The 23,969-nt window shown below is 39.4% G+C and carries 23 protein-coding genes and 2 tRNA genes; 1 reads left to right on the top strand and 24 read right to left on the bottom strand.

The window, feature by feature from the left end; genetic code table 11:
• Positions 1-66 precede the first annotated feature (66 nt).
• The 7 genes from trmFO to ACVC7R_RS00525 form a co-directional block, all read right to left on the bottom strand.
• Positions 67-1,401, bottom strand: coding sequence for a methylenetetrahydrofolate--tRNA-(uracil(54)-C(5))-methyltransferase (FADH(2)-oxidizing) TrmFO (trmFO, locus tag ACVC7R_RS00555; RefSeq protein WP_447263062.1), 1,335 nt, complete (start codon positions 1,399-1,401; stop codon positions 67-69).
• A gap of 132 nt (positions 1,402-1,533) precedes the next feature.
• Positions 1,534-2,412 (bottom strand): 16S rRNA (cytidine(1402)-2'-O)-methyltransferase, encoded by an 879-nt coding sequence (gene rsmI / locus ACVC7R_RS00550; RefSeq protein ID WP_447263061.1) that lies wholly within the window; start codon positions 2,410-2,412, stop codon positions 1,534-1,536.
• 2 nt (positions 2,413-2,414) lie between these two features.
• The gene (gene yabA / locus ACVC7R_RS00545; RefSeq protein ID WP_447263060.1) at positions 2,415-2,732 is read right to left on the bottom strand and encodes a DNA replication initiation control protein YabA; all 318 of its coding nucleotides are present in this window, start codon (positions 2,730-2,732) and stop codon (positions 2,415-2,417) included.
• Between the two features lie 33 nt (positions 2,733-2,765).
• A complete protein-coding gene (locus tag ACVC7R_RS00540) occupies positions 2,766-3,647 on the bottom strand; it encodes a DNA polymerase III subunit delta' (RefSeq protein ID WP_447263059.1) in 882 nt (293 codons plus the stop codon).
• Entirely contained in the window at positions 3,644-4,282 is a 639-nt protein-coding gene (gene tmk, locus ACVC7R_RS00535; RefSeq protein WP_447263058.1) for a dTMP kinase, read from the bottom strand. Before tmk ends, ACVC7R_RS00540 begins: the two co-directional genes overlap by 4 nt.
• 265 nt (positions 4,283-4,547) lie before the next feature.
• Complete coding sequence (gene tuf, locus ACVC7R_RS00530; protein WP_447263057.1) at positions 4,548-5,744, bottom strand: elongation factor Tu; 1,197 nt, start codon at positions 5,742-5,744, stop codon at positions 4,548-4,550.
• A 204-nt stretch (positions 5,745-5,948) separates the two neighbouring features.
• Positions 5,949-7,049 carry an AI-2E family transporter gene (locus tag ACVC7R_RS00525; protein ID WP_447263056.1) on the bottom strand — a complete coding sequence of 367 codons (1,101 nt, stop codon included), beginning with the start codon at positions 7,047-7,049 and terminating at the stop codon, positions 5,949-5,951.
• 105 nt (positions 7,050-7,154) lie between these two features.
• Here ACVC7R_RS00525 and pbp3 point away from each other — a divergent pair, with 105 nt between their 5' ends.
• Positions 7,155-8,396: a D-alanyl-D-alanine carboxypeptidase PBP3 gene (pbp3, locus tag ACVC7R_RS00520; protein WP_447263055.1), complete on the top strand. Its 1,242-nt coding sequence runs from the start codon at positions 7,155-7,157 to the stop codon at positions 8,394-8,396.
• 31 nt (positions 8,397-8,427) lie between these two features.
• Here pbp3 and ACVC7R_RS00515 read toward each other — a convergent pair whose 3' ends face one another.
• From ACVC7R_RS00515 to ACVC7R_RS00435, 17 genes are all read right to left on the bottom strand, one after another.
• Positions 8,428-9,822 carry an APC family permease gene (locus ACVC7R_RS00515; protein WP_447263054.1) on the bottom strand — a complete coding sequence of 465 codons (1,395 nt, stop codon included), beginning with the start codon at positions 9,820-9,822 and terminating at the stop codon, positions 8,428-8,430.
• 124 nt (positions 9,823-9,946) lie between these two features.
• Positions 9,947-11,359, bottom strand: coding sequence for a Fe-S cluster assembly protein SufB (gene sufB, locus ACVC7R_RS00510; RefSeq protein ID WP_049497655.1), 1,413 nt, complete (start codon positions 11,357-11,359; stop codon positions 9,947-9,949).
• 57 nt (positions 11,360-11,416) lie between these two features.
• Positions 11,417-11,857, bottom strand: coding sequence for a Fe-S cluster assembly sulfur transfer protein SufU (gene sufU / locus ACVC7R_RS00505; RefSeq protein ID WP_447263053.1), 441 nt, complete (start codon positions 11,855-11,857; stop codon positions 11,417-11,419).
• Entirely contained in the window at positions 11,844-13,070 is a 1,227-nt protein-coding gene (locus tag ACVC7R_RS00500) for a cysteine desulfurase (RefSeq protein ID WP_447263052.1), read from the bottom strand. The genes sufU and ACVC7R_RS00500 overlap by 14 nt, the downstream gene beginning before the upstream one ends.
• 10 nt (positions 13,071-13,080) lie before the next feature.
• Complete coding sequence (gene sufD, locus ACVC7R_RS00495) at positions 13,081-14,343, bottom strand: Fe-S cluster assembly protein SufD (RefSeq protein WP_447263051.1); 1,263 nt, start codon at positions 14,341-14,343, stop codon at positions 13,081-13,083.
• A 27-nt stretch (positions 14,344-14,370) separates the two neighbouring features.
• Positions 14,371-15,141, bottom strand: coding sequence for a Fe-S cluster assembly ATPase SufC (sufC, locus tag ACVC7R_RS00490; RefSeq protein ID WP_000114489.1), 771 nt, complete (start codon positions 15,139-15,141; stop codon positions 14,371-14,373).
• Positions 15,142-15,295: 154 nt separating this feature from the next.
• Positions 15,296-15,490: a DUF3272 family protein gene (locus ACVC7R_RS00485; RefSeq protein ID WP_004253242.1), complete on the bottom strand. Its 195-nt coding sequence runs from the start codon at positions 15,488-15,490 to the stop codon at positions 15,296-15,298.
• 22 nt (positions 15,491-15,512) lie between these two features.
• A complete protein-coding gene (gene dnaX / locus ACVC7R_RS00480) occupies positions 15,513-17,177 on the bottom strand; it encodes a DNA polymerase III subunit gamma/tau (protein ID WP_447263050.1) in 1,665 nt (554 codons plus the stop codon).
• Positions 17,177-17,674 carry a GAF domain-containing protein gene (locus ACVC7R_RS00475; RefSeq protein WP_447263049.1) on the bottom strand — a complete coding sequence of 166 codons (498 nt, stop codon included), beginning with the start codon at positions 17,672-17,674 and terminating at the stop codon, positions 17,177-17,179. The genes dnaX and ACVC7R_RS00475 overlap by 1 nt, the downstream gene beginning before the upstream one ends.
• 85 nt (positions 17,675-17,759) lie before the next feature.
• Entirely contained in the window at positions 17,760-18,962 is a 1,203-nt protein-coding gene (rpsA, locus tag ACVC7R_RS00470) for a 30S ribosomal protein S1 (protein WP_006145742.1), read from the bottom strand.
• 158 nt (positions 18,963-19,120) lie between these two features.
• Positions 19,121-19,192 (bottom strand) — tRNA-Gln (locus ACVC7R_RS00465).
• A gap of 9 nt (positions 19,193-19,201) precedes the next feature.
• Positions 19,202-19,282 (bottom strand) — tRNA-Tyr (locus tag ACVC7R_RS00460).
• A gap of 49 nt (positions 19,283-19,331) precedes the next feature.
• The gene (locus ACVC7R_RS00455) at positions 19,332-19,562 is read right to left on the bottom strand and encodes a DUF2969 domain-containing protein (RefSeq protein WP_447263048.1); all 231 of its coding nucleotides are present in this window, start codon (positions 19,560-19,562) and stop codon (positions 19,332-19,334) included.
• A gap of 130 nt (positions 19,563-19,692) precedes the next feature.
• On the bottom strand, positions 19,693-20,337 hold the full coding sequence (gene pcp / locus ACVC7R_RS00450; protein ID WP_447263047.1) for a pyroglutamyl-peptidase I: 645 nt from the start codon (positions 20,335-20,337) through the stop codon (positions 19,693-19,695).
• 13 nt (positions 20,338-20,350) lie between these two features.
• The gene (locus ACVC7R_RS00445; protein WP_447263046.1) at positions 20,351-21,274 is read right to left on the bottom strand and encodes a DUF979 domain-containing protein; all 924 of its coding nucleotides are present in this window, start codon (positions 21,272-21,274) and stop codon (positions 20,351-20,353) included.
• Positions 21,271-21,960 (bottom strand): DUF969 domain-containing protein, encoded by a 690-nt coding sequence (locus ACVC7R_RS00440; protein WP_447263045.1) that lies wholly within the window; start codon positions 21,958-21,960, stop codon positions 21,271-21,273. The genes ACVC7R_RS00445 and ACVC7R_RS00440 overlap by 4 nt, the downstream gene beginning before the upstream one ends.
• Positions 21,961-21,994: 34 nt before the next feature.
• Positions 21,995-23,962, bottom strand: a complete 1,968-nt coding sequence (locus ACVC7R_RS00435; RefSeq protein WP_447263044.1) for a peptide ABC transporter substrate-binding protein — start codon at positions 23,960-23,962, stop codon at positions 21,995-21,997.
• Positions 23,963-23,969: the final 7 nt, after the last annotated feature.

Here is a 23,969-nt window from a genome sequence, read left to right as displayed (position 1 = left end):
CATCCTACCTATTTTATCACAATTTCAAGGATTTTTATAGTATCATGAGCAATTCTTTCAAAAAAATTAGACAGATAAAAATTCTTCTAAATCAGACAAGGCACGTTCTGCAATTTTCTCATAACGAGCCTTTTTATCACGAATACGTTCGCCTTCTAACTCCTTGATAATGCCAAAGTTAACATTCATGGGTTGGAAGTGTTTGCTGTCCGCATGGGTGATATAATGAGCTAGACTGCCAATTGCAGTTGTTTCAGGGAAAATAGCTGGGCTTTCTCCTTTGAAAAGACGAGCAGCGTTGATTCCTGCAACTAAGCCTGATGCTGCTGACTCAACATAGCCTTCCACACCCGTCATCTGACCAGCAAAGAAAAGATTTGGCTGTTTCTTAGAACGGTATGTCTGCTCAAGAAGATTTGGCGAATCCATGTAGGAATTACGGTGCATAACACCATAACGGACAAACTCAGCATTTTCAAGACCTGGAATCATTTGGAAGACACGCTTTTGCTCACCCCATTTGAGGTGGGTTTGGAATCCAACAATATTATAGAGACTACCAGCAGCATTGTCCTGACGAAGCTGAACAACTGCATAAGGCGTTTTGAAGTCACCATCACGAGGACCTTTATAGTCATCAGGATATTCCAAACCAACTGGTTTCATCGGACCATAGAGCATGGTTTTAATGCCACGCTTGGCCATGACTTCGATTGGCATACATCCTTCAAAGTACTTTTCTTTTTCAAAAGTGTTAAGCGGAGCTTCTTCTGCATTAACTAAAGCTTCATGGAAATCCATAAACTCTTGTTTGGTCATGGGAGCATTGAGATAAGCAGCTTCCCCCTTATCATAACGAGACTTGAGGTAGACCTTGTTCATATCAATGGTATTGACGTCTACGATTGGAGCTGCAGCATCATAGAAATAAAAACCGTCTCCGCCATTAAGAGCATGGATCTTTTCGGCCAAAGCATCGCTAGTCAAAGGACCAGTTGCCACAACTGTGATGGCATCTGTTGGCAATTCGGTAATTTCGTCACGTACCACTTCGATCAAAGGGTGGTTGGCAATTTTTTCAGTGACCATCTGAGAAAATCCATCACGGTCAACCGCAAGAGCTCCACCAGCAGGAACACGTGTAGCTTCTGCGGATTCCAGAATGACAGAACCCAAGCGACGCATTTCTTCCTTGAGGAGGCCAACAGCATTTGTTAGTGAATCACCACGCAGAGAATTGGAACAAACCAACTCAGCAAAATTGTCTGTTTTGTGCTGAGGTGTTGACTTGACACCACGCATTTCATAAAGTTTGACTGGAATACCACGTTCTGCGATTTGGTAGGCTGCTTCAGAACCTGCCAAACCAGCACCGATCACATTGATATAAGATTGAGACATGACACTAATACCTCTTTGGGTGTAAGCTAAGTCCATATCAAAACAAGCACTGGACTATCTGACACCCACAAATCTTTCTATTTTTTCTTTTACTAGTATAACAAAAAAAGGGAAGAAGGCAAACTTCCCTGTTTAGTCGTTGGATTGTTTCTCTTCCCATTCGTGGTAGGCTGCGTAGAGCTGACTTTTATTCCACTGATATATCTTTGCGACTTCCTTAATGGCTTGATTTTTCTTGATTCCTTGCTGGAGACGAGCTTGTATCTCAGAGAATAAATCCTCTTCGTCCTTATCTTCTACTTTTAGACTAGCTCCTTCTACAATGAGAAGACACTCGCCCTTGAGCGGTATTTCAGAGATGCTTTTCAGTAACTCTGTAATATAACCTCGTTGGTATTCTTCGTAAATCTTAGTCAATTCTCGAACTAGAACTACTGGACGGTCACCATAAACTGCTAACATATTTTCCAGGGTATCTGCTACACGGTGAGGCGATTCATAGAAAATTTGAGTTTCAGGGTAGTCTTTTTTCAATTCGAAAAATTGCTTTTGTTGACCTGATTTTCGCGGCAGAAAGCCATAAAAGATATGGGGTTGTGGGGCCAATCCACTAGCAATCAAGGCAGAAATTCCTGCACTAGCACCCGGAACTGTAACAACTGGGATATCCTCTTCAATTGCAGCCTTAACCAAATCATGACCTGGGTCTGAAATGCTAGGCATCCCCGCATCAGAGACTTGAGCAATGTTTTGACCTTGTTTCAACAAATCAATCAAATCAGGGATCTTTTCCTTGGCGTTGTGCTCGTGAAAACTGATTTGTTTGGTCGGAATATCAAAATGCTTGAGCAATAGTCCAGTATTACGAGTGTCCTCAGCAGCAATCCAGTTCACTTCTTTCAAAGTCTGAATAGCACGAAAGGTCATATCCTCCAAATTCCCAATCGGAGTTGCGACAAGGTATAACTTACCATAAGGTGATTGCCCTTTAAAACTTTTTTGAATCTGCATGCTTACTCCCTAAACAACAATTCATCGCAAAACATACATTCGGCATCTTTTTCACGACGCTGGCCATAAAAATCACGACACACATGAAAACCGTCGTCATAAATTCGGCTCACATTTTCTCTGACGTGTTTGGTTTTAGTCGGAGCAGTTTCTTCTTCCTCACTCAAGCGCTCTCTTAGTTTATCATTCTCTAAACGGAGAGCTGTATTCTCTTCTACGACACTCTTGAGATTCTTTTTGATGGCTTCAACATCTGCCAAGGTTGCCAATAATTGTTGAGAAAAATCATCTAAAGCATCAAATAATTCTTTCTTGTTCATGGACAGCCCTTTCTGTTATTTATTTTCATTTTATTATAAAACTAAGAATTCTAAAGCATTTTGAAAGGAAACATTTGCCTTCCACATTCTTCTAGCTTCAAGGAGGTTTTGCAAAATTGTACGAGCTACATGTTTTTGAATCTCTTGGCCTGCTAAAACTTCCAAAATTCTGAATACTTGGTCTTGTTTTTCTTTGTCATCAGCTAAACTAGCTAATTTTGCAACTTGTAAGTAGGATTCCTTTTTCCCAGACTCCAACCAACTATAGAAACGTTCGCTTTCTTCAACCAAATTCCAAAAACTTGCTTGATTTGTCAGCTTTTCAGCTTCCGATGGCGATTGGCTAAACTCAGCCAACAGTCTTGCTTTGTTTTTGACCAATCCCGCTTGTTCCAGTTGATTCATAAGGCTTTCAACTTGTTTCTTAAATTGGAAAATCTGTGTCCGGCTTCGGATAGTTGGTAACATCTGCTCTTGATCATTGGTTAAGAAGAAAATATAGGTTTCACTTTGAGGTTCTTCAATGACCTTTAGTAGTGAATTCGCAGCATTCAGATGCATTTTTTCTGCTTGCTCAATGATAAAAACCTGACGTTGATTTTCGATTCCTGATTGAGAAAACTGCCCAACTAACTCTCGGATTCGTTCCGTTTTAATGATTTGATTGATCGGACGAATAATGGTGACATCAGGAAATTCTTCCTGTTCAATCAACTTACAATTTCGACAAGACTCACATGGTAAAACACCCTGCTTTTCTGTACAAAATAAACTCTTAGATAGGAATAAAGCCATCTCTAGACTTCCAAAATAACCCGAAAATAGATAGGCATGATTCAGCTGTTTTTGTTCCAAGATACGTAGAAAATACTCAAATTGTTGAGGTTGACAAGCTCTTAATTGCTCCTGATTCATTCTGTCAGCCCCATTCTGTCAAACAAGACTTGTTTTGTATTTTCAACCACTTGATTTAATGGTAAGCTCGCATCGATTTTAGCAATACGCTCACCTTCTTTCTCAAGAAGGGAAAGATAGCCTTGACGAACTTTTCTGTGCAAGTCTAAACCTTCCAAATCTAAACGATTGACTTCACGATTGCTGTTTGCTGCGATTCGTTCCAGCCCCTTTTCTACTTCAATATCAAAATACAGTGTCAAGTCCGGTTTAAGACCATCTGTCGCAAATTGATTGAGCCAATCAATCGCTTCAATATCCAAACCACGACCAAAGCCTTGATATGCAACAGAACTATCAATAAAACGATCCATGATGACCATTTTCCCAGCTGCAAGTGCTGGCAAAACTTTTTCCACTAAATGTTGTCTACGACTAGCAATATAGAGAAGAAGCTCTGTCTTCGGATCCATCTGAGTATGACTCGGATCTAAAATGACTTCTCGAATCTTCTCACCGATCAAAACGCCACCTGGCTCACGTGTTGTTAAAAACTCAATATTCTTTTCTTCTAACAAAGGAAGGATAGCTTTAAGCACACTTGTTTTTCCAGCTCCTTCTGGCCCCTCTAGCGAGACTAAAAATCCTTTTGACATGACGAACTTCTTTCTTTTTTTCTTCCTTCTATTCTATCAAAAAAATAGGCATTTGTGAAAAGCTTTTTGTCCTTAAAAATTTCTTCAGAAAAACTAGGATATACATTAGGTAAAAAAGATAATTGTTTAATTCAGTTCCTATATCCGTAATCAACTACCATACTTTCTTATTTTGTCTTTGTAAAACCGTAAAAAAAGAACCTTGCAAAGCAAGATTCTTTTAGTGTCTGACTTAAATAATTGTTCTTCTGGGAACTAAATCGAATTAAGCTTCGATTTCTGTAACCATACCTGAACCAACAGTACGTCCACCCTCACGGATAGAGAATGTAGTACCTTGTTCTACGGCGATTGGGTGGATCAACTCAACGTCGATTGTCACGTTATCACCTGGCATTACCATTTCAGTACCTGCTGGAAGTTCGATTGAACCTGTAACGTCAGTAGTACGGAAGTAGAATTGTGGGCGGTAGTTGTTGAAGAATGGAGTGTGACGTCCACCTTCTTCTTTAGTAAGGATGTAAACTTCACCTTTGAATTTAGTGTGTGGGTTGATTGAACCTGGTTTAGCAATAACTTGTCCACGTTCGATTTCATCACGTTGAACACCACGAAGAAGAACACCTACGTTGTCTCCTGCAAGACCTTCGTCAAGTTGTTTACGGAACATTTCAACACCAGTAACAACTGCTTTTTGGATTTTTTCTTTGATACCAACGATTTCGATTTCGTCGTTGACACGAACTGTACCACGGTCGATACGTCCTGAAGCAACTGTACCACGTCCAGTGATTGAGAATACGTCCTCGACTGGAAGAAGCAATGGTTTGTCAGTGTCACGTTCTGGTTCTGGGATGTACTCATCAACTGTGTTCATCAATTCCATAACGATGTCTTCATACTTAGTGTCACCTTCAAGAGCTTTAAGAGCTGAACCTTGGATAACTGGAAGGTCATCACCTGGGAAATCGTATTCTGAAAGAAGGTCACGGATTTCCATTTCAACCAATTCAAGCAATTCTTCGTCGTCAACCAAGTCAACTTTGTTCATGAAGACGATCAAGTGTTTAACACCAACCTGACGTGAAAGAAGGATGTGCTCACGAGTTTGTGGCATTGGTCCATCAGTTGAAGCTACTACAAGGATAGCTCCGTCCATTTGAGCGGCACCAGTGATCATGTTTTTAACGTAGTCCGCGTGTCCTGGAGCGTCGATGTGAGCGTAGTGACGTTTTTCAGTTTCGTACTCAACGTGTGCAGTGTTGATTGTGATACCGCGTTCGCGTTCTTCTGGAGCAGCATCGATAGACGCATAGTCTTTTGGTTGGTTAACTGAAGAAGGCAAGCGACGTGCCAAAACAGTTGTGATAGCTGCAGTTAGGGTAGTTTTACCGTGGTCAACGTGTCCGATAGTACCAATGTTAACGTGTGGTTTACTACGATCGTATTTTTCTTTTGCCATTTGAGTAAAAGCCTCCAATAAAATATATTTTATAGATAGACAGTAGGCAATACAGTCTAACTTTCCTTACTATTTTATCAAATTTTAGCTAAATTGCAAGTGTTTTACAAAGTTTTTGTTAATTATTCTGATTCTTTCTCTAAGTATTGAATCTATGGATAAAAAAATAAAGAAACAGATGAATCTGTTTCTTTTTAAAAATTTTTATTTTTCTTTTACTTCTTGTACTTCTTTATGTTTTTCATAAAGTTGAACTAGGAATTTGGATATTTCCTTGAGAATCGAATAGGTGGGAACAGCAACAATCATTCCAATGACCCCATAGATATTACTTGATAATAATAAGAGAACAAGAATAGTAATCGGATGAACCTTCATGACTCCACCAACAATACGGGGATAGAGAATATTCCCGTCTACTTGTTGGATAATTAACATGTAGATGACAGCTATAATCATCTTTTGAGGATCCGTGAACAAATTTGATATAATCATCGGTATTAATCCGATACTCGGCCCAACATAAGGAATCAAATTTGTAAAACCTGAGAAAATAGCAAAAACCAATGCATATTTCAAACCAATGACACTATAACCGATATAGGCCAATAAACCAATAATGAATGCATCAATTGATACACCACTAATATAACGGGAAATAGTCGCATTCAAGTTTGTAATTAAACCAGATATATTCAGTTTGTCTCGTTTTAATATAGTTCTTTCTAGCATCGGTAAAAATTTATGCCCATCTAGAAGGAAGTAAATCAAGAACACAGGCGTCATAATAATAATTAAAACAGTGCTTACTAAAGCTGAAAGAACACTTCCTACACTATTTGTCACACTATTTAAGATATTTTGTAAAATATCGACATAGGAAAGATTTAATTGTTGGATTGTTTGTTGAATATCAAGCTCTTGGAAAGCAGGATATTTTGATAATTCTATCACCAAATCTTGGAGTCGACCATAGATGCCTTGGCTAGAATTGATCAAACTACTCAACTGATTGATTAAAATCGGTAAGAGATATACGACACCTATTACGATACTCCCGAAGAGAACACAAAGTGTTAACAAAATCCCAATGATTCGGTTAATTCGGCATTCCTTCTCTAAAAAGATAACGATTGGATTTGTTAAGTAGTAGAGAAATCCTCCTAGTAAAAAGGGAATCATGATTGTATTTACGACACTTACAAATGGCGTAATAATAGCACCCATTTCTCTCCATAAATAGAAAATTAAGGTTATTAATAATATCTCAGTGGTCCAGAAGAATAGTTTATTTCTCCGAAACATAAGCCACCTCCTCTTTTTCCTATTTTACCATATTTCGAAAAAGATTGATAACCTACATTATAAAAACAAGAATATTTTTTATCTTTATGATAGAATAAAACTACTATGAAGAAATTATTTTTAACATTAATGACGCTTATTTCATTTGGTTCTGCTACTACTGTATTTGCTCAAGACTTTAATGTTGCTGCAAAACACGCCATCGCTGTCGAAGCTACTAGCGGTAAGATTTTATACGAGAAAGATGCGACTCAACCTGTTGAGATTGCTTCCATCAGTAAGTTACTGACTGTTTACCTAGTCTATGAGGCTCTCGAGCAAGGAAAAATCACTCTTTCCACTCCAGTAGAAATATCTGATTATCCTTACCAGCTCACGACTAACTCAGAAGCAAGTAACGTTCCTATGGAAGCTCGTAACTATACTGTTGAAGAATTGCTTGAAGCAACATTGGTATCTAGTGCCAATAGTGCAGCTATCGCTTTAGCAGAAAAGGTTGCTGGATCTGAAAAAGACTTTGTCGACATGATGAAGGCTAAACTTCTTGAATGGGGAATCCAAGATGCGACCCTAGTCAATACAACTGGACTAAATAATGAAACTCTTGGGAATAATATCTATCCTGGTTCTAAGAAAGATGACGAAAACAAGATGAGTGCCTATGATGTGGCTGTCGTTGCACGTAATCTCATCCTCAAGTATCCTCAGGTTCTAGAAATCACCAAGAAACCTTCTTCTACTTTCGCAGGGATGACCATTCATTCTACAAACTATATGTTAGATGGAATGCCTGCCTACCGCAGTGGGATTGATGGTCTTAAGACTGGAACGACTGATAAAGCAGGAGCATCTTTTGTCGGTACGACTGTAGAAAAAGGAATGCGTATCATTACAGTTGTTCTTAATGCTGACAACCAAGATAGCAATCCTTATGCTCGTTTCACTGCAACTTCAGCTCTTCTAGATTATATCTCATCAAACTTTGCTCTCCAAACAATTGTTAAGCAAGGAGAAAGCTACCAAGATAGCAAATCTCCAGTTTATGATGGAAAGCAAGATACTGTTACAGCAGTCGCTAAAGAGGATATAAAAATTGTTCAACGTCTTGGTAGTCAAGCACAATCAAATGTTACATACACACCTGATACTACTGAGCACACTGCACCACTCGAAGCAGGTACAGTCGTTGGGAACCTGACTTACGAAGACAAAGACTTAGTTGGTCAAGGTTATATTACCACTGATAAACCCAGCTTTGAAATGGTCGCTGAAAATAATGTTGAAAAGGCCTTCTTCTTAAAAGTTTGGTGGAATCGTTTCATTCGATTCGTCAATGAAAAATTATAAAAAATCGCGATAACTCGCGATTTTTTCTTTATTAATTATTTGACAGCCTAGAGTTTTTATAACCATAAGTAAAGTAAATAATAACTCCTACTACCAAGGCCAACACAAATGCTAACCATGTTTCAAGAGTATATTGAAGCATAAACGATAAGCAGATAAGAATAGAAAAAATTGGTAAAAACGGTACCAAAGGTGTTTTAAATTCTTCCTCTTTCGGCAACCCTTTATCTTTTCTTAGTTTGATAATTCCATACGCTAACAGAATCAGATAAGCTAAGGTACAGATATTGAGAAAGGCTGCAATACTTGCCAAAGGGAAAATCCCTGCAGCCATTGCTGAAACAACTCCTGTTAAGATGGTAGCATTCTTAGGAACCCGACTTGTCTTCGTCACTTCTTTAAAGTTTTTAGGTAAAAGTCCATCACGAGCCAGACTATAAATCATTCGTGATAAAGCGTATGTCATAGAAATACATACTGTAATCAAGGTAAAAATAGCTACAAGAGAAACATAATTGGCTGCCCAATCTAAACCAATACTTCTAAGAGCAAAAGCTACCGCATCATCAACGTTGAGTTTGCTATAGTGAACAAGACCTGTCAATAATAAGGTAACCAAGGCATATAAAATAGTTACGATCATCAAGGATAAAACTATTCCACGAGGAATATTTTTCTGAGGGTTTTGAATCTCATCAACAGCCATAGAAATAGACTCAAACCCTAAAAATCCAAAGAACATGAGTGAAGCACCTGCCATAATCCCAGTGCTTCCACCATAAATCTGACCAAACCCAAAAGGTGCAAAGTCTGACCAATTTTCAGGTTTAATGTACCAAATTCCAACTAGAATAAATAAGGCTAGAGCAGAAAATTTTAAAACTACGAGTATCGAATTAAATCTTAGAGCTGTTTTCGAATCTAACAATACAAGACCTGTAACGAGAAGGATAACTAGAATTGGAAGGAGGTCGATATAGCTTCCTTGTTCAGGATTAAATGTACTATTTAGGGCTTGGGGCAGAGTAATTCCATAATGACTAAGCAAACCTTTAAAATAGGCCGCCCAGCCAGAAGCAACGCCTGAAACTGCTGTCATAAATTCCATAATGGTTAACCAACCAGCTATCCAAGCTGGAAATTCACCCAAAATTGCATATAAATAACTATATGCTCCACCCGTTGCAGGAACACGAGAGGCAAATTCTGCGAAAAAGAGAGCGGATAAGGACACACAGATCGCAGAAATCACGATAGATACCACGAGAGCAGGCCCTGCCAGTGTTGCTGCAGCTGTTCCTGTAATGGTAAAAATACCAGTTCCCACCATAGCACCAATTCCCAAAAGAATTAAATCCCATAATTTCAAATGACGATGCATTTCTGTTTTACCTAGACTAACGTCCTTGGTTCTAAAAATATTCATTCTTCATCTCCACTAACAATAATTGTTTTATTTTACCATAAATAATGGATTTTGTGAATATTTATAAAGTTATATCTAAAAAAACTGAACAAATTTAATATTTGCTCAGTTTTTATCCATTTTATTACCCAACTGATCCTTCCATTTCATAGCTAATCAAGCGGTTAAGCTCAACTGCGTATTCCATTGGAAGTTCTTTGGTGAAGGGCTCTACAAATCCCATGACAATCATTTCTGTTGCTTCAGTCTCTGACAATCCGCGACTCATGAGGTAATAGAGTTGTTCTTCTGAAATCTTAGATACTTTGGCTTCGTGTTCCAAAGCGACTTGTGAGTTATGAATTTCATTGAATGGAATGGTATCAGATGCTGACAAATCATCCATGATAATGGTATCACACTCGATGTGGGAAACAGATTTCTTAGAATTTTTGTTAAAGGTTACTTGTCCACGATAGTCAACCTTACCTCCACCCTTAGCGATAGACTTAGACACGATAGATGAACTCGTATGTGGTGCATTATGGATCATCTTAGCTCCCGTGTCTTGGTGTTGTCCAGCATTGGCAAAGGCGATAGAGAGCATGGTACCACGCGCTCCTTCTCCATCAAGGTAAACAGATGGGTATTTCATGGTTGTTTTGGCACCCAAGTTTCCATCAATCCACTCAACAGTCGCATCTTTTAAAGCTTTGGCACGTTTGGTTACCAAGTTATAGACATTATCAGACCAGTTTTGGATGGTTGTATAACGCATGTAAGCTCCGTCCAAAGCAAAGATTTCGACAATGGCAGCATGTAAGCTGTTGCTTGAATAAGTTGGCGCTGTACATCCTTCTACATAGTGGACACTTGCTCCTTCATCAACGATAATCAAGGTCCGTTCAAATTGACCTGTATTTTCATTGTTGATACGGAAGTAAGTTTGAAGCGGAATATCGACTTTTACTCCTTTAGGAACATAAATAAAGGTTCCACCAGACCACACTGCTGAGTTGAGGGCTGCCAACTTGTTATCAGTCGGCGGTACCAACTTAGCGAAGTATTGTTTAAACAAATCTGGGTATTCCTTGAGGGCAGAATCTGTATCGGTAAAGATAATCCCTAACTTCTCAAATTCTTCCTTCATGTTGTGGTAAACTACTTCTGACTCGTACTGGGCAGAGGCACCAGCTAGATAAGCACGTTCAGCTTCAGGAATACCGATACGCTCAAAGGTTTCTTTAATCTTTTCAGGTACTTCATCCCAAGAACGAGCTGGTTTATCAGATGGTTTTTGGTAATAGATTAAGTCATCAAAGTCAATCTCTGACAAGTCTGCACCCCAGGTTTGCATGGGCATTTTTTTGAAGGTTTCATAAGATTTCAAACGGAATTCTAACATCCACTCAGGTTCTCCCTTAGCAGCTGATAGTTCACGGATGACATCTTCGTTCAATCCTTTTCCTGTCGATAGGACAGGCTCCACATCATCATGGAAACCAAATTTATATTCACCAAGGTCAATTGGTTTTGGTTCTACTCTTTCTTCAGCCATAATATCCTTTCTTTCATTCTTTAATTCTAATGATTCATAAGACAAAAGAATCTTGTCTTATTTGTTTTCTTGTTCTTCTATTGTTTTCTTAAGGGCATTCCAAGCTAGGGTTGCACACTTGATCCGTTGAGGGAACTTAGCAACTCCTGATAAGAAAGATGCATCTCCAAGCTCGTCCTGACGTTCATCTTTTTGTCCTTGGACCATGTCAGAAAAGATGGTCGCAAGTTCTAAAATTTCTTGCTTGGTCTTCCCTAAAACTACATCTGTCATCATACTAGCAGAGGCAGTTGAGATGGTACAACCTGAGTTTAGAAAAGCGATATCTTCCAAACGATCTTCCTCGTTAAACTTGACAGAGAGATTGATGACATCACCGCAAGTTGGATTGTTGAGACTGATTTGTTCAGCATCTTCCAACTTTCCTTGGTGATGTGGATTTTTCGAATGGTCCGCTACCACCGCCATATAGAGGCTATCTAGTTTAGAAAGTGCCATTGAAAAACTCCTTTGTCTTTTGTAAGGCATCGACTAGCTTGTCGCAATCTGCCTTGGTATTGTAGATATAAAAACTTGCACGAGCTGTTGCTGGGACGTCCAAATACTGGAGCAAAGGTTGAGCACAGTGGTGACCCGCACGAACTGCTACTCCTTCATAATCCAAAGCTGTCGCTAAGTCGTGAGGATGAAGGTCCCCTAGGTTAAAGGCAATAACACCCGAACGTTGAGCCAAATCTTGCGAACCATAAATAGTCAATCCTTCAATTGCCTGTAATTTTGGAAAGACATATGCAATCAATTCCTGTTCGTGGGCTTCAATGGCATCCATGCCAATACTTTCCAAATAATCCACTGCAGCAACTAGTCCGATAGCGCCTGCCATATTAGGAGTTCCAGCCTCGAATTTCCAAGGTAATTCCTTCCAACTAGCAGATTGCTCAAAGACAAAATCAATCATTTCGCCACCAAATTCAACTGGGGACATTTGCTCTAGATGCTTTTCTTTGCCGTAAAGGACACCGATACCAGTCGGACCAGCCATCTTGTGACCTGAAAAGGCAAAGAAATCCACATCCAAGTCCTGAACATCGATTTTCATATGTGGTGTAGACTGGGCGCCATCCACCACCATAATGGCTCCAACTTGATGAGCCAATTGAGTGATTTCTTTGATAGGATTGACCACGCCAAGAACGTTTGAGGCATGGGCTAGCGAAACAAACTTGACCTTGTTAGTCAATTTAGAACGCAAATCGTCCATATCTAGAGCTCCATCCTTGAGATAGACATAGACAAGCTCAGCTCCAGTCTTGCGACAGGCCTCCTGCCAAGGAATGATATTAGAATGATGTTCCATGACAGAAATCAAAACTTGGTCTCCCTCAGTCAAGATTTCTTCAGCATAATGCGCTACCCAGTTAAGACTAGTTGTCGTACCTCTAGTAAAGAGAACTTCCTTTGTAGAGCCTGCATTGATAAACTTGGCAATAGTTTCACGGGCAGCTTCATAAGATGCTGTCGCCCGTTCCGCCAAGGTATGAACTCCACGGTGAACATTGGCATTGTCGTGCTCATAGTAGTGGTTAATGGCTTCCATTACTGCTAGTGGTTTTTGTGTCGTCGCAGCATTGTCCAAATAGACCAATGGTTCATCGTTGACTATCTGGTCTAAAATTGGAAAATCCTTACGAATCGCTTCTACATCTAACATAGGCTTCCCCTTAGCGTTTTGACAATTTTTCTTCGATCGTCGCAATCATTTCATCACGAACTTCCTTAACTGGAATCTCAACGATTACAGATCCTAGGAAGCCACGAACAACCAAACGTTCTGCAGTTGCCTTATCTAATCCACGGCTCATGAGGTAGTACATGTCTTCTGGATCCACTTGTCCAATAGACGCTGCGTGCCCTGCAGTAACATCATTTTCATCAATCAAAAGGATTGGGTTTGCATCTGAACGAGCCTGATCTGAAAGCATGAGAACACGGCTCTCTTGTTGAGCATCTGCTCCCTTGGCACCCTTGATGATGTGTCCGATACCGTTGAATGTCAAAGTTGCTTTTTCAAGGATAACCCCGTGTTGAAGGATATTACCGATAGAGTTGCAACCGTAGTTTGTTACGCGAGTGTCAATCCCTTGCACCTGGCGACCACTTGAAAGTGCTACGACCTTGAGGTCTGCATGACTACCGTTTCCAAGCAAGTCACTATCAAAGTCAGCAACAACATTTCCTTCGTTCATCACACCGATCGCCCAGTCAATGCTTGCATCATTGCCTAATTTTCCACGACGACTAATGTAGGCTGTAACATTTTCACCTAGACGATCAATCGCAGCAAATTTCACTTGAGCACCAGAACGTGCAATCACTTCAACAGTGATATTAGCAGTTGCCTTAGCACTAGCCTCACCGCGTGATTCTAAACGTTCGAGATAGCTGATTTTAGAGTTTTTACCTGCAATGATCAGAATATGCTTGTTAAATGGCACATCGCTATCGCTGTCTTGGTAGAAAATTCCTTCGATTGGTTCTGTGATTTCGACATTGTCTGGAATATAGAGAACAGCGCCACTATTAAAGTAAGCTGTGTGGTAGGCTGCCAATTTGTCATCGTCGTATTTTACTGATGACATGAAAAATTCTTCGACGAGTTCTGGGATTTCTTCTAAAGCTGAATGGAAGTCTGTAAAGACCACTCCTTGTTCAGCCAACTCAACTGGAATTTGTTCGAAAACAGTTTGAGTTCCAACCTGCACCAATTTCAAGTGATTATCTAAAGCAGTGAAATCAGGAACATTTGCTGATGGTTCACTTTCTGTGATGGTACCATCACCAAGATTCCAACGGTGAAATTTTACACGCTCAATGACTGGCAATTCCAAACTCTCAATCTTATCAAAAGCTTTTTGACGGAGGTCTGACAACCAGCTTGGTTCAGCGTGCATTTCTGAAAAAAGTTTAATAGTTTCTTTAGTCATTTACTTCTCCTAAAAGATACGAGGGAATTACAATTCTTCCTTGTAGTCATAGCCAAGTTCTTCAGCTAGTTTCGCGTATCCTTCACGTTCCAAGCGTGCAGCCAATTCTGGACCACCAGAAAGAACAACACGACCTTCCATCATAACGTGTACCACATCTGGTGTGATATAGTTCAAAAGACGTTGGTAGTGAGTAATGATCATAGCACCAAAACCTTCACCACGCATAGCATTCACACCTTTAGAGACAACTTTAAGGGCATCAATATCAAGACCAGAGTCAATCTCATCTAAGAGGGCGAAAGTTGGTTCCAACATCAAGAGTTGAAGAATTTCGTTACGTTTTTTCTCACCACCTGAGAAACCTTCATTGAGGTAACGCTCTGCCATTTCTTCTTTCATGTTGAGCAATTCCATTTTTTCGTCTAACTTAGTGATAAATTCACGAACTGAAATCTTCTCATCATCTTCTTTACCAGCATTCATAGCTGCACGAAGAAACTCAGCATTTGTAATCCCAGGAATTTCTGATGGGTATTGCATAGCTAGGAAAAGCCCCATACGAGCGCGCTCATCCACTTCCAATTCAAGGATGTTTACACCGTCAAACAAGACTTCACCTTTAGTGACTTCATAGTTTGGGTTCCCCATAATAGCAGCTGAAAGAGTAGACTTACCGGTACCATTTGGTCCCATGATAGCTGCAATCTCTCCTGTTTTAAGGGTTAAATTAACCCCCTTCAAAATTTCCTTACCTTCAATTTCAACATGAAGATCTTTAATCTCTAATACTGACATGATTGTTCCTTTCTTTTCATCCATTTTACTGTATTTACCTGAAATTTAACCATTTTAAATCCCTAGAAAAACACAATAAAATGTCAATAAATATACTTTAATAGTATAACAAAAAAAAGCCTAAAAGGCTTTGATTTTGTCTAGAAGCTAGGAGCTACTTCTTCCCTTGAAAATGATCATCTATAGCGCTCACAATTTTACCCATGATATAACTCACGCGAAAATTTCTCAGGATCAAAATAGCCCAAAGCAAGGCCACGATATACCGTTGCTCCATGATGGATTCATTAAAGAAATAAGTCTCAGCAGCAGTAAATAAGGCCATGATAATGAATTGTTGTCTGTTCATAGTCTACTACCACAAATTCCCTTTAGTCTTCAGCTATGGTTACTTTATCTGCTAAAAATTCAAAACCTTGAGGGAGTATTGACTCCTCAACATCTTCCCTGATAGCTTGTCCTTGAGATGATTTAGCCTTAGCAGAAAAGTCTGCTCGAACTTCTAACCATTCTTCCTGTGAAATAGCCAAAATTTCTGGAGAAAAGCCAGCTGCTTGACTGAGAATATTGCCAAACATTAGATTCAAGTTATCCCGTTTCATGGTTTGACCAGCATTAAAATTAGATTCAAAAGCTAAAATCGCATGATGTTCGTTTGCTGCAACCGGTTGAGAACCAGCCAAGAGTGCCTTATCTGGCCCAGATAGGCTTTCGATGACTTCTCCCCAAGCATTCTGAAGACGAATTAAGTTTTGACGGGCTAAGTCTGGATTTTCTACTGCTTCTTGAAGAATAGATTGCACCTTATTTCGGTCCACACGATAAATTGACTTAGAGTTAGTCGGACGACTTGGTGTAGAAACAGTTTGCTTAGGGTTAGAACCAACATTGGCTAGGGCCTGTTTCAATCGTGCAACTTCTTCTCGAAGAGAAGACAATTCCTCAGCTACCTCACCTGAAAGTTCTGGTTGAGAATCAATTTCTGCTAAACGGATCGTCATCATTTCAGCATAAATTTTAGGTTGTAGGCTAGACTTAATGTCAGATAGACTTCTAGTGGCAAGGCTAATCATCTCAAATAAGACATCTTGCGGAAGGTCTAAGTTTCTCTTAAATACATCACTGTAATGTGTGTTTTCTCCGCCTGCTTGGACAATTAAGATATCACGTAGATATTGCAGCAAATCAACTACAAAACGTGTCATGCTCTTCCCATTTTCAAAAATCAGGTCAAGATTTTCCAAGGCTCCCGGTACATCCTTTTGAGCTAAAGCAGCAACGTAATGATCCAAGGCACTTAAACTAATGGTCCCTGTGATTTCTTCTGAGACTGCAGTTGTCAAGGTGGCTTCTTGAGTTAAACTTAATGCCTGGTCAAGGATAGATAGGGCGTCCCGCATTCCACCTTCAGCCCGACGAGCAATAATTTCAACAGCTTCTCTTTCGTAATCAATCCCTTCTTTTTCTAAAATCTGGAAAATATGATCTCGAATATCCTGAGTCTTAATAGACTTAAACTCAAATCGTTGAACACGAGACAAAATCGTTGCAGGAATTTTATGGAGCTCAGTCGTTGCCAAAATAAATACAACATTTGGAGTTGGTTCTTCCAGTGTTTTCAAAAGGGCATTAAAGGCACCTGTTGAAAGCATATGAACCTCGTCAATGATATAGACCTTATACTGAGCTATACTTGGAGCGTAAGTTGATTTATCACGAATATCACGAATTTCATCAACCCCATTATTAGAAGCCGCATCCATTTCAATAACGTCTTCTAAACTTCCATCCGTTACAGCTTGACAGATATAACAGTTATTACATGGTTCTCCCCCTACTTGATTAGGGCAATTCATAGCCTTAGCAAATATTTTGGCTACACTGGTTTTACCAGTTCCACGAGGCCCAGAAAATAAGTAGGCATGACTAATCTTATCCTGTTCCACAGCCTGTTTAAGAGTTCTAGCAACAACTTCCTGGCCCACTAGCTGTGAAAAATTTTGACTTCTATACTTTCGATAAAGTGCCTGATACATTATGCTTTCTCCTCAAACATTGAAAATTTCCATTCTGTTTTATCTAGTAGAATGGACACAAACTCTTCTAAATACTGTTGATCTATAGAATCATAATCATCTACATGAGATGAATCCAAATCTAATACACCCAGGAGCTGTCCATCTTTTACCATTGGAAGTACGATTTCGCTACGAGCACTACTATCACAAGAAATATAGTTTGGATAAGTCTTCACATCACCAACATTAACTGTTTGACGGCTAGCTGCTGATTCACCACAAACTCCTTTTCCGAGTGCAATTCTAACACAAGAAACTCCACCTTGAAAAGGACCTAAAATAAGCTCATTTCCATCATACAGATAGAAACCCGCAAAAACAGTATGCGGAAAATTCATTTTTAAGAGAGCACTAGCATTTGATAGATTTGCTAAAACATTGGACTCTCCTTCTAAAAGTGCAGTAAGCTGATCATTGACCATTTGATAAATGGATTCTTTTTCGGAATATAACATAAAACCATTATATCAAAAAATACTAGTTGAAAAAAGAAAAATCCCTTGTTTCAACAACAAAGGATTTGTAATTAAATCTGATTGATTAAAGCTCGATGTCTCCGAACAAGTCAGCCATTGAGAATCCAGTTTGTGTTTCTGGAAGTTCAAAGTCACGTTTTTCTTGACGTTTTGGACGACGTGGACGTGGAGCACGTTTTTCTTCGTTTTGTCCTTCTTCTTGAGCTGGACGTTCTTCAAGAGCCTTGATAGAAAGTGATACACGTTCTGCATCAGCATTAACATCAAGAACTTTAACAGTAACTTCTTGACCAACTGTAAGAGCTTCTTTTGGATTTTCAATACGTTTGTGTGAAATTTGTGATACGTGAACAAGTCCATCGATACCTGGCAATACTTCAACAAATGCACCGAAGTCAGTCAAACGTTTAACTGTACCTTCTACAACGTCACCTTTAGCCAATTTTTGCTCAACGCCATCCCATGGTCCAGGTGTTGTTGCTTTAAGTGAAAGTGATACACGTCCTTCTTCTTCGTTAAGATCAAGGATTTTCACTTCAACTTCTTCACCAACAGTTACAACTGATTTTGGTGAAACGTTACGTTCGTGTGACAATTCAGTCAAGTGAACCAATCCATCAACACCACCAAGGTCGATGAAAGCACCGAAGCTTGTGATACGAGCAACTTTACCAGTTACAACATCACCAACAGCCAATTTACCGAAAACTTCTGCACGAGCTGCTGCAGTAGCTGCTTCAACAACTTCACGACGTGAAAGGATGAAGCGGTTTTCTTTAGGGTCAACTTCTTTGATTTTAGCTTCAAATTCTTGACCTACGAAACGCTCAGTGTTACGTACGAAACGAGTATCCAACATTGAAGCTGGGATAAATCCACGCAAACCTTCAAATTCTACTGAAAGTCCACCTTTAACAGCGCGAGTTCCTTTAACTGTAACAACTTCTTCTTCGCGTCCTACAAGTTTGTCCCATGCTTTGCGAGCTTCAAGGCGTTTTTTAGATACAAGGTATGTTACTGTATCAGTATCTTTACCAACTACTTGACGAAGTACAAGAACATCAAATACTTCACCTACTTTTACAAAGTCATTGATATCAGCATCGCGATCGTTTGTCAATTCGCGAAGAGTCAAGACACCTTCAACACCAGTTCCTGAGATTGCAACGTTAGCTTGATTAGCATCAACTGTCAATACTTCAGCACTAACAACATCACCAGGTTCAACTTGGCTAACGCTATTTAGCAAATCTTCAAATTCATTCATCTAAAAAATCCTCCAACAATCAAGTTTTTCTAACTTGACATACTTATAATTTTTTTCCTAAGCACCCGCAACGACATGAACATCTCGAACGTCTTCAATTATAAAAATAAAATACCCTAAGATATTTTTCTTTTTATCTTGAATTTATTACCTAAGAACTGGGGTAGCTGGATTCGAACCAACGCATGAGGGAGTCAAAGTCCCTTGCCTTACCGCTTGGCTATACCCCAATGATGATATGGAGAGAGAGGGATTCGAACCCCCGAACCCGAAGGAGCGGATTTACAGTCCGCCGCGTTTAGCCTCTTCGCTATCTCTCCGACAATCAACGAAAACTATTATATCATGAAAATTTGCAAAAAACAAGCATTATTTTGCTAAATTATAGTTCTCAATCAATATTTCCACAGCTTTTTCAAGATTCTTGTAAAAACTATCGACATTTCCATTCTTTACGATAGCAAATTGGTCATCTAGTTCGGCAATTTCACCGATTATTTTTTTTCCGATTGTTAATGTGTAACCAGCGTAATGATCTTTTCCAACTACTACTTTAGCGTCTGATAATTGAATCTCAATTTTTTTATCTTTTTTACTCATACGATACCTCTTTTCATTTTTTCTATTTTACAAGAAATTCCTTAATCTAGCAAGAAAAAACTCTCTATCAAGCCAATATTGATAAAGAGTTATCTGAAAAAAATCTGGATTTTTTACTTTAATTTTTAAATTAGTGAGTTGCTCCACCTACTAATTTCAAATCCTTATCTTTATGGTCCACGATAGCACCAATCGCAGCCTCGATCCCTCTGACAATATCTGTTAAGCACATGGATGCAGTATTAGGCTTATTTACCACTTGTTCTGTCATATAGGGAATATGCATAAAACCTGCCCTCATATTAGGAAATTTCTTATCCGCTAAATAGAGAGCCTGATACATCAGATGATTGCAAACAAAGGTTCCAGCTGTATTGGATACTGAAGCAGGTAGCCCTTCTTCTTTTATAGCTTGTACCATTGCTTTGATAGGGAGTGTGCTAAAATAGGCAGCTTCTCCATCTAGGCGAATTGGAGTGTCAATCGGTTGATTTCCTTGGTTATCTGGAATTCTAGCATCATCTTGATTGATGGCAACCCGCTCAGGAGTTAAACTAGCTCTTCCTCCTGCTTGTCCAATGCAAAGAACAACATCTGGTTGATAGCGAACGATTTCTGCTTCTAAAACCTCTGAGGCTTTATAAAAGACTGTTGGAATCTCTACCCAAGCAATCTCAGCTCCATGAATTTTAGACGGTAATGATTTAACAGCTTCTAGAGCTGGATTGACCTGTTCACCACCAAAAGGATCAAATCCTGTAACTAATATTTTCATTTTATTTCCTTTACTAAAATGCCAAAAAGTACATCAGAAATACATGTATGATAATCATGACAATAGCTACTCCTACTTGCGCTTTGATAACACCATTTGGATCTTTCATATCCAAAAGGGCTACAGGTAGAGTATTGAAATTAGCAGCCATTGGGGTTAATAAAGTCCCACAACAACCTGCTGTCATAGCAAGAGCACCCGCCACGATTGGATCTGCTCCCAAGGAAAATACAAAGGGAACACCAATTCCAGCAGTAATGACAGTAAAGGCCGCAAAGGCATTTCCCATAATCATTGAAAATAGAACCATTCCCAATACATAAGCCACTACACCCATCAACCGACTCCCCGAAGGCACAAAACCACTTATCAGATGTGACATTAAATCTCCAACTCCTGCTACGGTAAAAATCGCTCCCAAAGCCCCTAAAAGTTGTGGAACAATCCCACTAGTTGAGACTTGCTGAACCATGCGATTATTTTCTGCCAGCAAGCTTTTAGGAGAACTCTTAGTAATCAATAAAAGAGAGATGGTTGCAAAAAATGCTGCAAGGCTGATAGCAATCTTACTTAACTCAGGGATCATTTTTGCTAATACTAAAGCAATCAAAGCCATCAGCATGACCGGAATAAAAATTTTATTCTTCAACCGTTTAGCTTCAATATTTGCCTTGACTTCATCCAGAGAGGGTAAGGTTCCGATACGAACCTGTTTAAAGAGTGTTAGTAGGGCTAATAGCACTACAATTACTCCAATATAGACAGATGGTAGATAGGAACCACCAATAAAACTGATTCCCAATAAAGCCCAAAACCCAGCTGTTCCATAGCGAACTGGGTTTGTTTTGTCTTTAGAACTACAATAGGCCGTGTGAAGAAATTGACAACCAATCACAATATAGGTTAACTCTAATAACTGTCTTGCTAGATTGGTCATTCTTCTTTTCCTTTACTAAGCTTATTCGCTAGCAATTTTCTATCAAATAAGTAATTGTAAATCCCTACCACAAGTAAGGCAACTCCTGCAACAATAAGAGAAGCCGAAGCGATCCCTGCATAATTACTTTCGTAACCTAATTGGTCCAGAGTGCCCCCAACTAAGAGGACACCACCTGCACCAACAAAAGTGTTCTGAGCAAAGAAATTTGCAAAATTATCATTTGCTGCTGCACGTGCTTTTAGCGCTTCGCTCTCCTGCTCCGTTAATTTTCTACCTAGTTGTGACTCTGCCGCTGCTTGTCCCATGGGTCGAACCAAGGGTCTCACAAACTGCGGCTGCCCTCCTAGACGAATAGCAAAGAACCCGTCGAGTTCCCGAAAAAAGAAATAAATTGTATAAAAACTTCCTACGGTCAGTCCTTTAATCTTTTGAATCAAGTCAACCGAACGTTGCTTGAGACCAAAAGTTTCAGATAAACCTACCAGGGGCAAGGTTACCATAAAAATTGTAAGAACTCGTTGATTACTAAATTCTCTTCCTAAAATTTCCAAGAACTCAACAAGAGAAACTCCAGAAACTAGAGCTGTAACTAAACTAGCTAAGACTACCGTTGCGATGGTATCTAATTTATAGATAAAACCAACCACAATGACAACTATCCCTATTAGTTTAATCCATTCCATATAGGCCCCTTTATTCCAAAAATACTAGTCTGTTTTATTTGACATGACTTTCTAGTTCTTTTTGGTATTTACTGTTTGATTCCAATTTTTCTTTTTGCCATTTTTCAAGAGCTGCTTGATATTCTTTAGCAGATACAATTTCTTTTTGCAATTTCATTCCCTTGAAGATATATGGATCACCCTTAATACCTACTTGTGAGTATGGTTTAGAGAAAGGAACGACGTTGCTGACAACTGGTGAACCACCTGATGAAGCGGTTGGCATCAAGAGAGAGCTATCAGTGAGCCATGCTTGAGCTTTAGCATATTTTTCATATCTCTTGTCCAAGTCGTTTGTTTCAGAAACCGCATCATCCAGGAGCTTCTTATATTCGTCCAGACCAAGTTGAGCGACTACTTCCTTGTCTTTACCTTTCGTAATACCAAGGTGTTTCATAGCAGAACCGGTCTTAGGATCCATAATATTGAGATAACTTGCTGGGTCTTGATAACTTGGAGCCCATCCAGTACTGTTCAAGTCATAGTCTTTTTGGGCTGGAACACGCGCTTGTGATGTAATACTTTCCTTTTCGTTATCGGTCATTTGAAGGACATCAATCACGACATTTTCAGAACCAAGAGTTGACTCGATTGATTGTTTAAAGGAATTGCTTTGTTGAACGGCAATTGTATCTGTCTGTTCAACTGGAACATCCAAGTGAATTGGGAAGGTTACACCTTTTGCTTCCAATTCTTTCTTAGCTTTCTCAAATGAAGCCTTAGCTTTGTCAGGATTGTAGATAGTATCTTTCCCGTCTACCAGCTCAACACCTTTCCATTGGTCTCCATAGTTGACCAATTCTGCTTGAGCGATATCACCAAAGTTTTTACCTCCAGATTGTACAAAGTTATCTGGTACTAGGCTGTTACGAATAATCTTGTCCGCACCATCTTCACCATTAAGCTGAGCAGCATAAGAATGACGGTTGAAAGCAAAGTTAATTGCCTGACGGAAGTCCTTGTTCAACATTGCTTCTTTTGTAGAAGTTTTTTCTTCTTCACTTGTTTTCGCAGTCTTATTGTAAGATTGACGGTTTACGTTAAAGGTAAAGTAGTAACTCGTTGAATCCTGTGGACTGTATGTGATTTTATCTCCGTATTGTTCCAATGTAGAAGCAAAGTTTGAGCTACTTGGGAAGATACGAGCTGTTGTATAAACACCTGAAGAGAAGCTACGGATTAATGATTCTTGGTCTGAACCATCATAGTAGGTTAATTTTACCTTCTCAATTTTAACCTTCTCTTTATCCCAATAATTTGGATTCTTTTCGTATTCGATTAAAGATTTTGAAGTCAATGTCTTCAGGATATACGGACCGTTATAAAGAATACCAGATGGACTGACTGCTCCGTAGTTCTTGCCTGAAGCTTTGAGGAATTCCTCGTTTACCGGCAACATGGTTGCTGAAGTTACTTTCGAATTCCAGAAACTTTCAGGTGCATTAAGAGTATACTGGACTGTGTAGTCATCCAATGCCTTAACCCCAACTGTAGAGAAGTCATTAGTCTCACCAGTCATATATTCATTCAAGCCCTTAATGGAGTTTTGAATAAGGGTAATACCGTCTGATTTCCCATCTGCTACGTGTTTCAATCCAGTAACAAAGTCATGCGCGGTTACTTCAGCGTATTCTTCGCCTTCGGACGTATACCATTTAACTCCTTTACGAAGTTTATAAGTATAAGTCAAACCGTCTTGTGAGACACTCCAGTCCTCAGCCAGCGAAGGAACCAAATTCCCATATTCGTCGTTTTCCAACAATCCATCAACAACGTTACCGATGATATCAGTCGTTGATGTACGAGTTGCGATACTGTAGTCCAAAGACGATGGGTCTACTCCATAGACGTAAGAAAAGGTTGTAGGGGCATCTGCTTCCTTGTCAGATTTCCCACAAGCTACAAGAAGAGCTGCTGTACTCAGGACCACTCCTGCTGTTAACATCCATTTTTTCGTTTTCATAAAGATC

The sequence above is a fragment of the Streptococcus sp. Z554 genome (assembly GCF_053010305.1).
Note: the sequence above shows the minus strand (reverse complement) of the source record. Positions and strands in the feature narration are given on the sequence as shown.

What these genes read in the sequence shown, in the direction of transcription:
- ACVC7R_RS00500 (WP_447263052.1), bottom strand. Translation starts at nt 13,070, where the DNA reads ATGTTAGATGTAGAAGCGATTCGTAAGGATTTTCCAATTTTAGACCAG.
- sufD (WP_447263051.1), bottom strand. Translation starts at nt 14,343, where the DNA reads ATGACTAAAGAAACTATTAAACTTTTTTCAGAAATGCACGCTGAACCA.
- ACVC7R_RS00445 (WP_447263046.1), bottom strand. Translation starts at nt 21,274, where the DNA reads ATGACCAATCTAGCAAGACAGTTATTAGAGTTAACCTATATTGTGATT.
- sufC (WP_000114489.1), bottom strand. Translation starts at nt 15,141, where the DNA reads ATGTCAGTATTAGAGATTAAAGATCTTCATGTTGAAATTGAAGGTAAG.
- ACVC7R_RS00475 (WP_447263049.1), bottom strand. Translation starts at nt 17,674, where the DNA reads ATGTTATATTCCGAAAAAGAATCCATTTATCAAATGGTCAATGATCAG.
- ACVC7R_RS00435 (WP_447263044.1), bottom strand. Translation starts at nt 23,962, where the DNA reads ATGAAAACGAAAAAATGGATGTTAACAGCAGGAGTGGTCCTGAGTACA.
- tuf (WP_447263057.1), bottom strand. Translation starts at nt 5,744, where the DNA reads ATGGCAAAAGAAAAATACGATCGTAGTAAACCACACGTTAACATTGGT.
- tmk (WP_447263058.1), bottom strand. Translation starts at nt 4,282, where the DNA reads ATGTCAAAAGGATTTTTAGTCTCGCTAGAGGGGCCAGAAGGAGCTGGA.
- rpsA (WP_006145742.1), bottom strand. Translation starts at nt 18,962, where the DNA reads ATGAATGAATTTGAAGATTTGCTAAATAGCGTTAGCCAAGTTGAACCT.
- ACVC7R_RS00540 (WP_447263059.1), bottom strand. Translation starts at nt 3,647, where the DNA reads ATGAATCAGGAGCAATTAAGAGCTTGTCAACCTCAACAATTTGAGTAT.
- trmFO (WP_447263062.1), bottom strand. Translation starts at nt 1,401, where the DNA reads ATGTCTCAATCTTATATCAATGTGATCGGTGCTGGTTTGGCAGGTTCT.
- sufU (WP_447263053.1), bottom strand. Translation starts at nt 11,857, where the DNA reads ATGGCACTTTCTAAACTAGATAGCCTCTATATGGCGGTGGTAGCGGAC.
- ACVC7R_RS00515 (WP_447263054.1), bottom strand. Translation starts at nt 9,822, where the DNA reads ATGAATATTTTTAGAACCAAGGACGTTAGTCTAGGTAAAACAGAAATG.
- rsmI (WP_447263061.1), bottom strand. Translation starts at nt 2,412, where the DNA reads ATGCAGATTCAAAAAAGTTTTAAAGGGCAATCACCTTATGGTAAGTTA.
- ACVC7R_RS00485 (WP_004253242.1), bottom strand. Translation starts at nt 15,490, where the DNA reads ATGAACAGACAACAATTCATTATCATGGCCTTATTTACTGCTGCTGAG.
- yabA (WP_447263060.1), bottom strand. Translation starts at nt 2,732, where the DNA reads ATGAACAAGAAAGAATTATTTGATGCTTTAGATGATTTTTCTCAACAA.
- ACVC7R_RS00440 (WP_447263045.1), bottom strand. Translation starts at nt 21,960, where the DNA reads ATGGAATGGATTAAACTAATAGGGATAGTTGTCATTGTGGTTGGTTTT.
- pcp (WP_447263047.1), bottom strand. Translation starts at nt 20,337, where the DNA reads ATGAAAATATTAGTTACAGGATTTGATCCTTTTGGTGGTGAACAGGTC.
- ACVC7R_RS00455 (WP_447263048.1), bottom strand. Translation starts at nt 19,562, where the DNA reads ATGAGTAAAAAAGATAAAAAAATTGAGATTCAATTATCAGACGCTAAA.
- dnaX (WP_447263050.1), bottom strand. Translation starts at nt 17,177, where the DNA reads ATGTATCAGGCACTTTATCGAAAGTATAGAAGTCAAAATTTTTCACAG.
- sufB (WP_049497655.1), bottom strand. Translation starts at nt 11,359, where the DNA reads ATGGCTGAAGAAAGAGTAGAACCAAAACCAATTGACCTTGGTGAATAT.
- ACVC7R_RS00525 (WP_447263056.1), bottom strand. Translation starts at nt 7,049, where the DNA reads ATGTTTCGGAGAAATAAACTATTCTTCTGGACCACTGAGATATTATTA.
- pbp3 (WP_447263055.1), top strand. Translation starts at nt 7,155, where the DNA reads ATGAAGAAATTATTTTTAACATTAATGACGCTTATTTCATTTGGTTCT.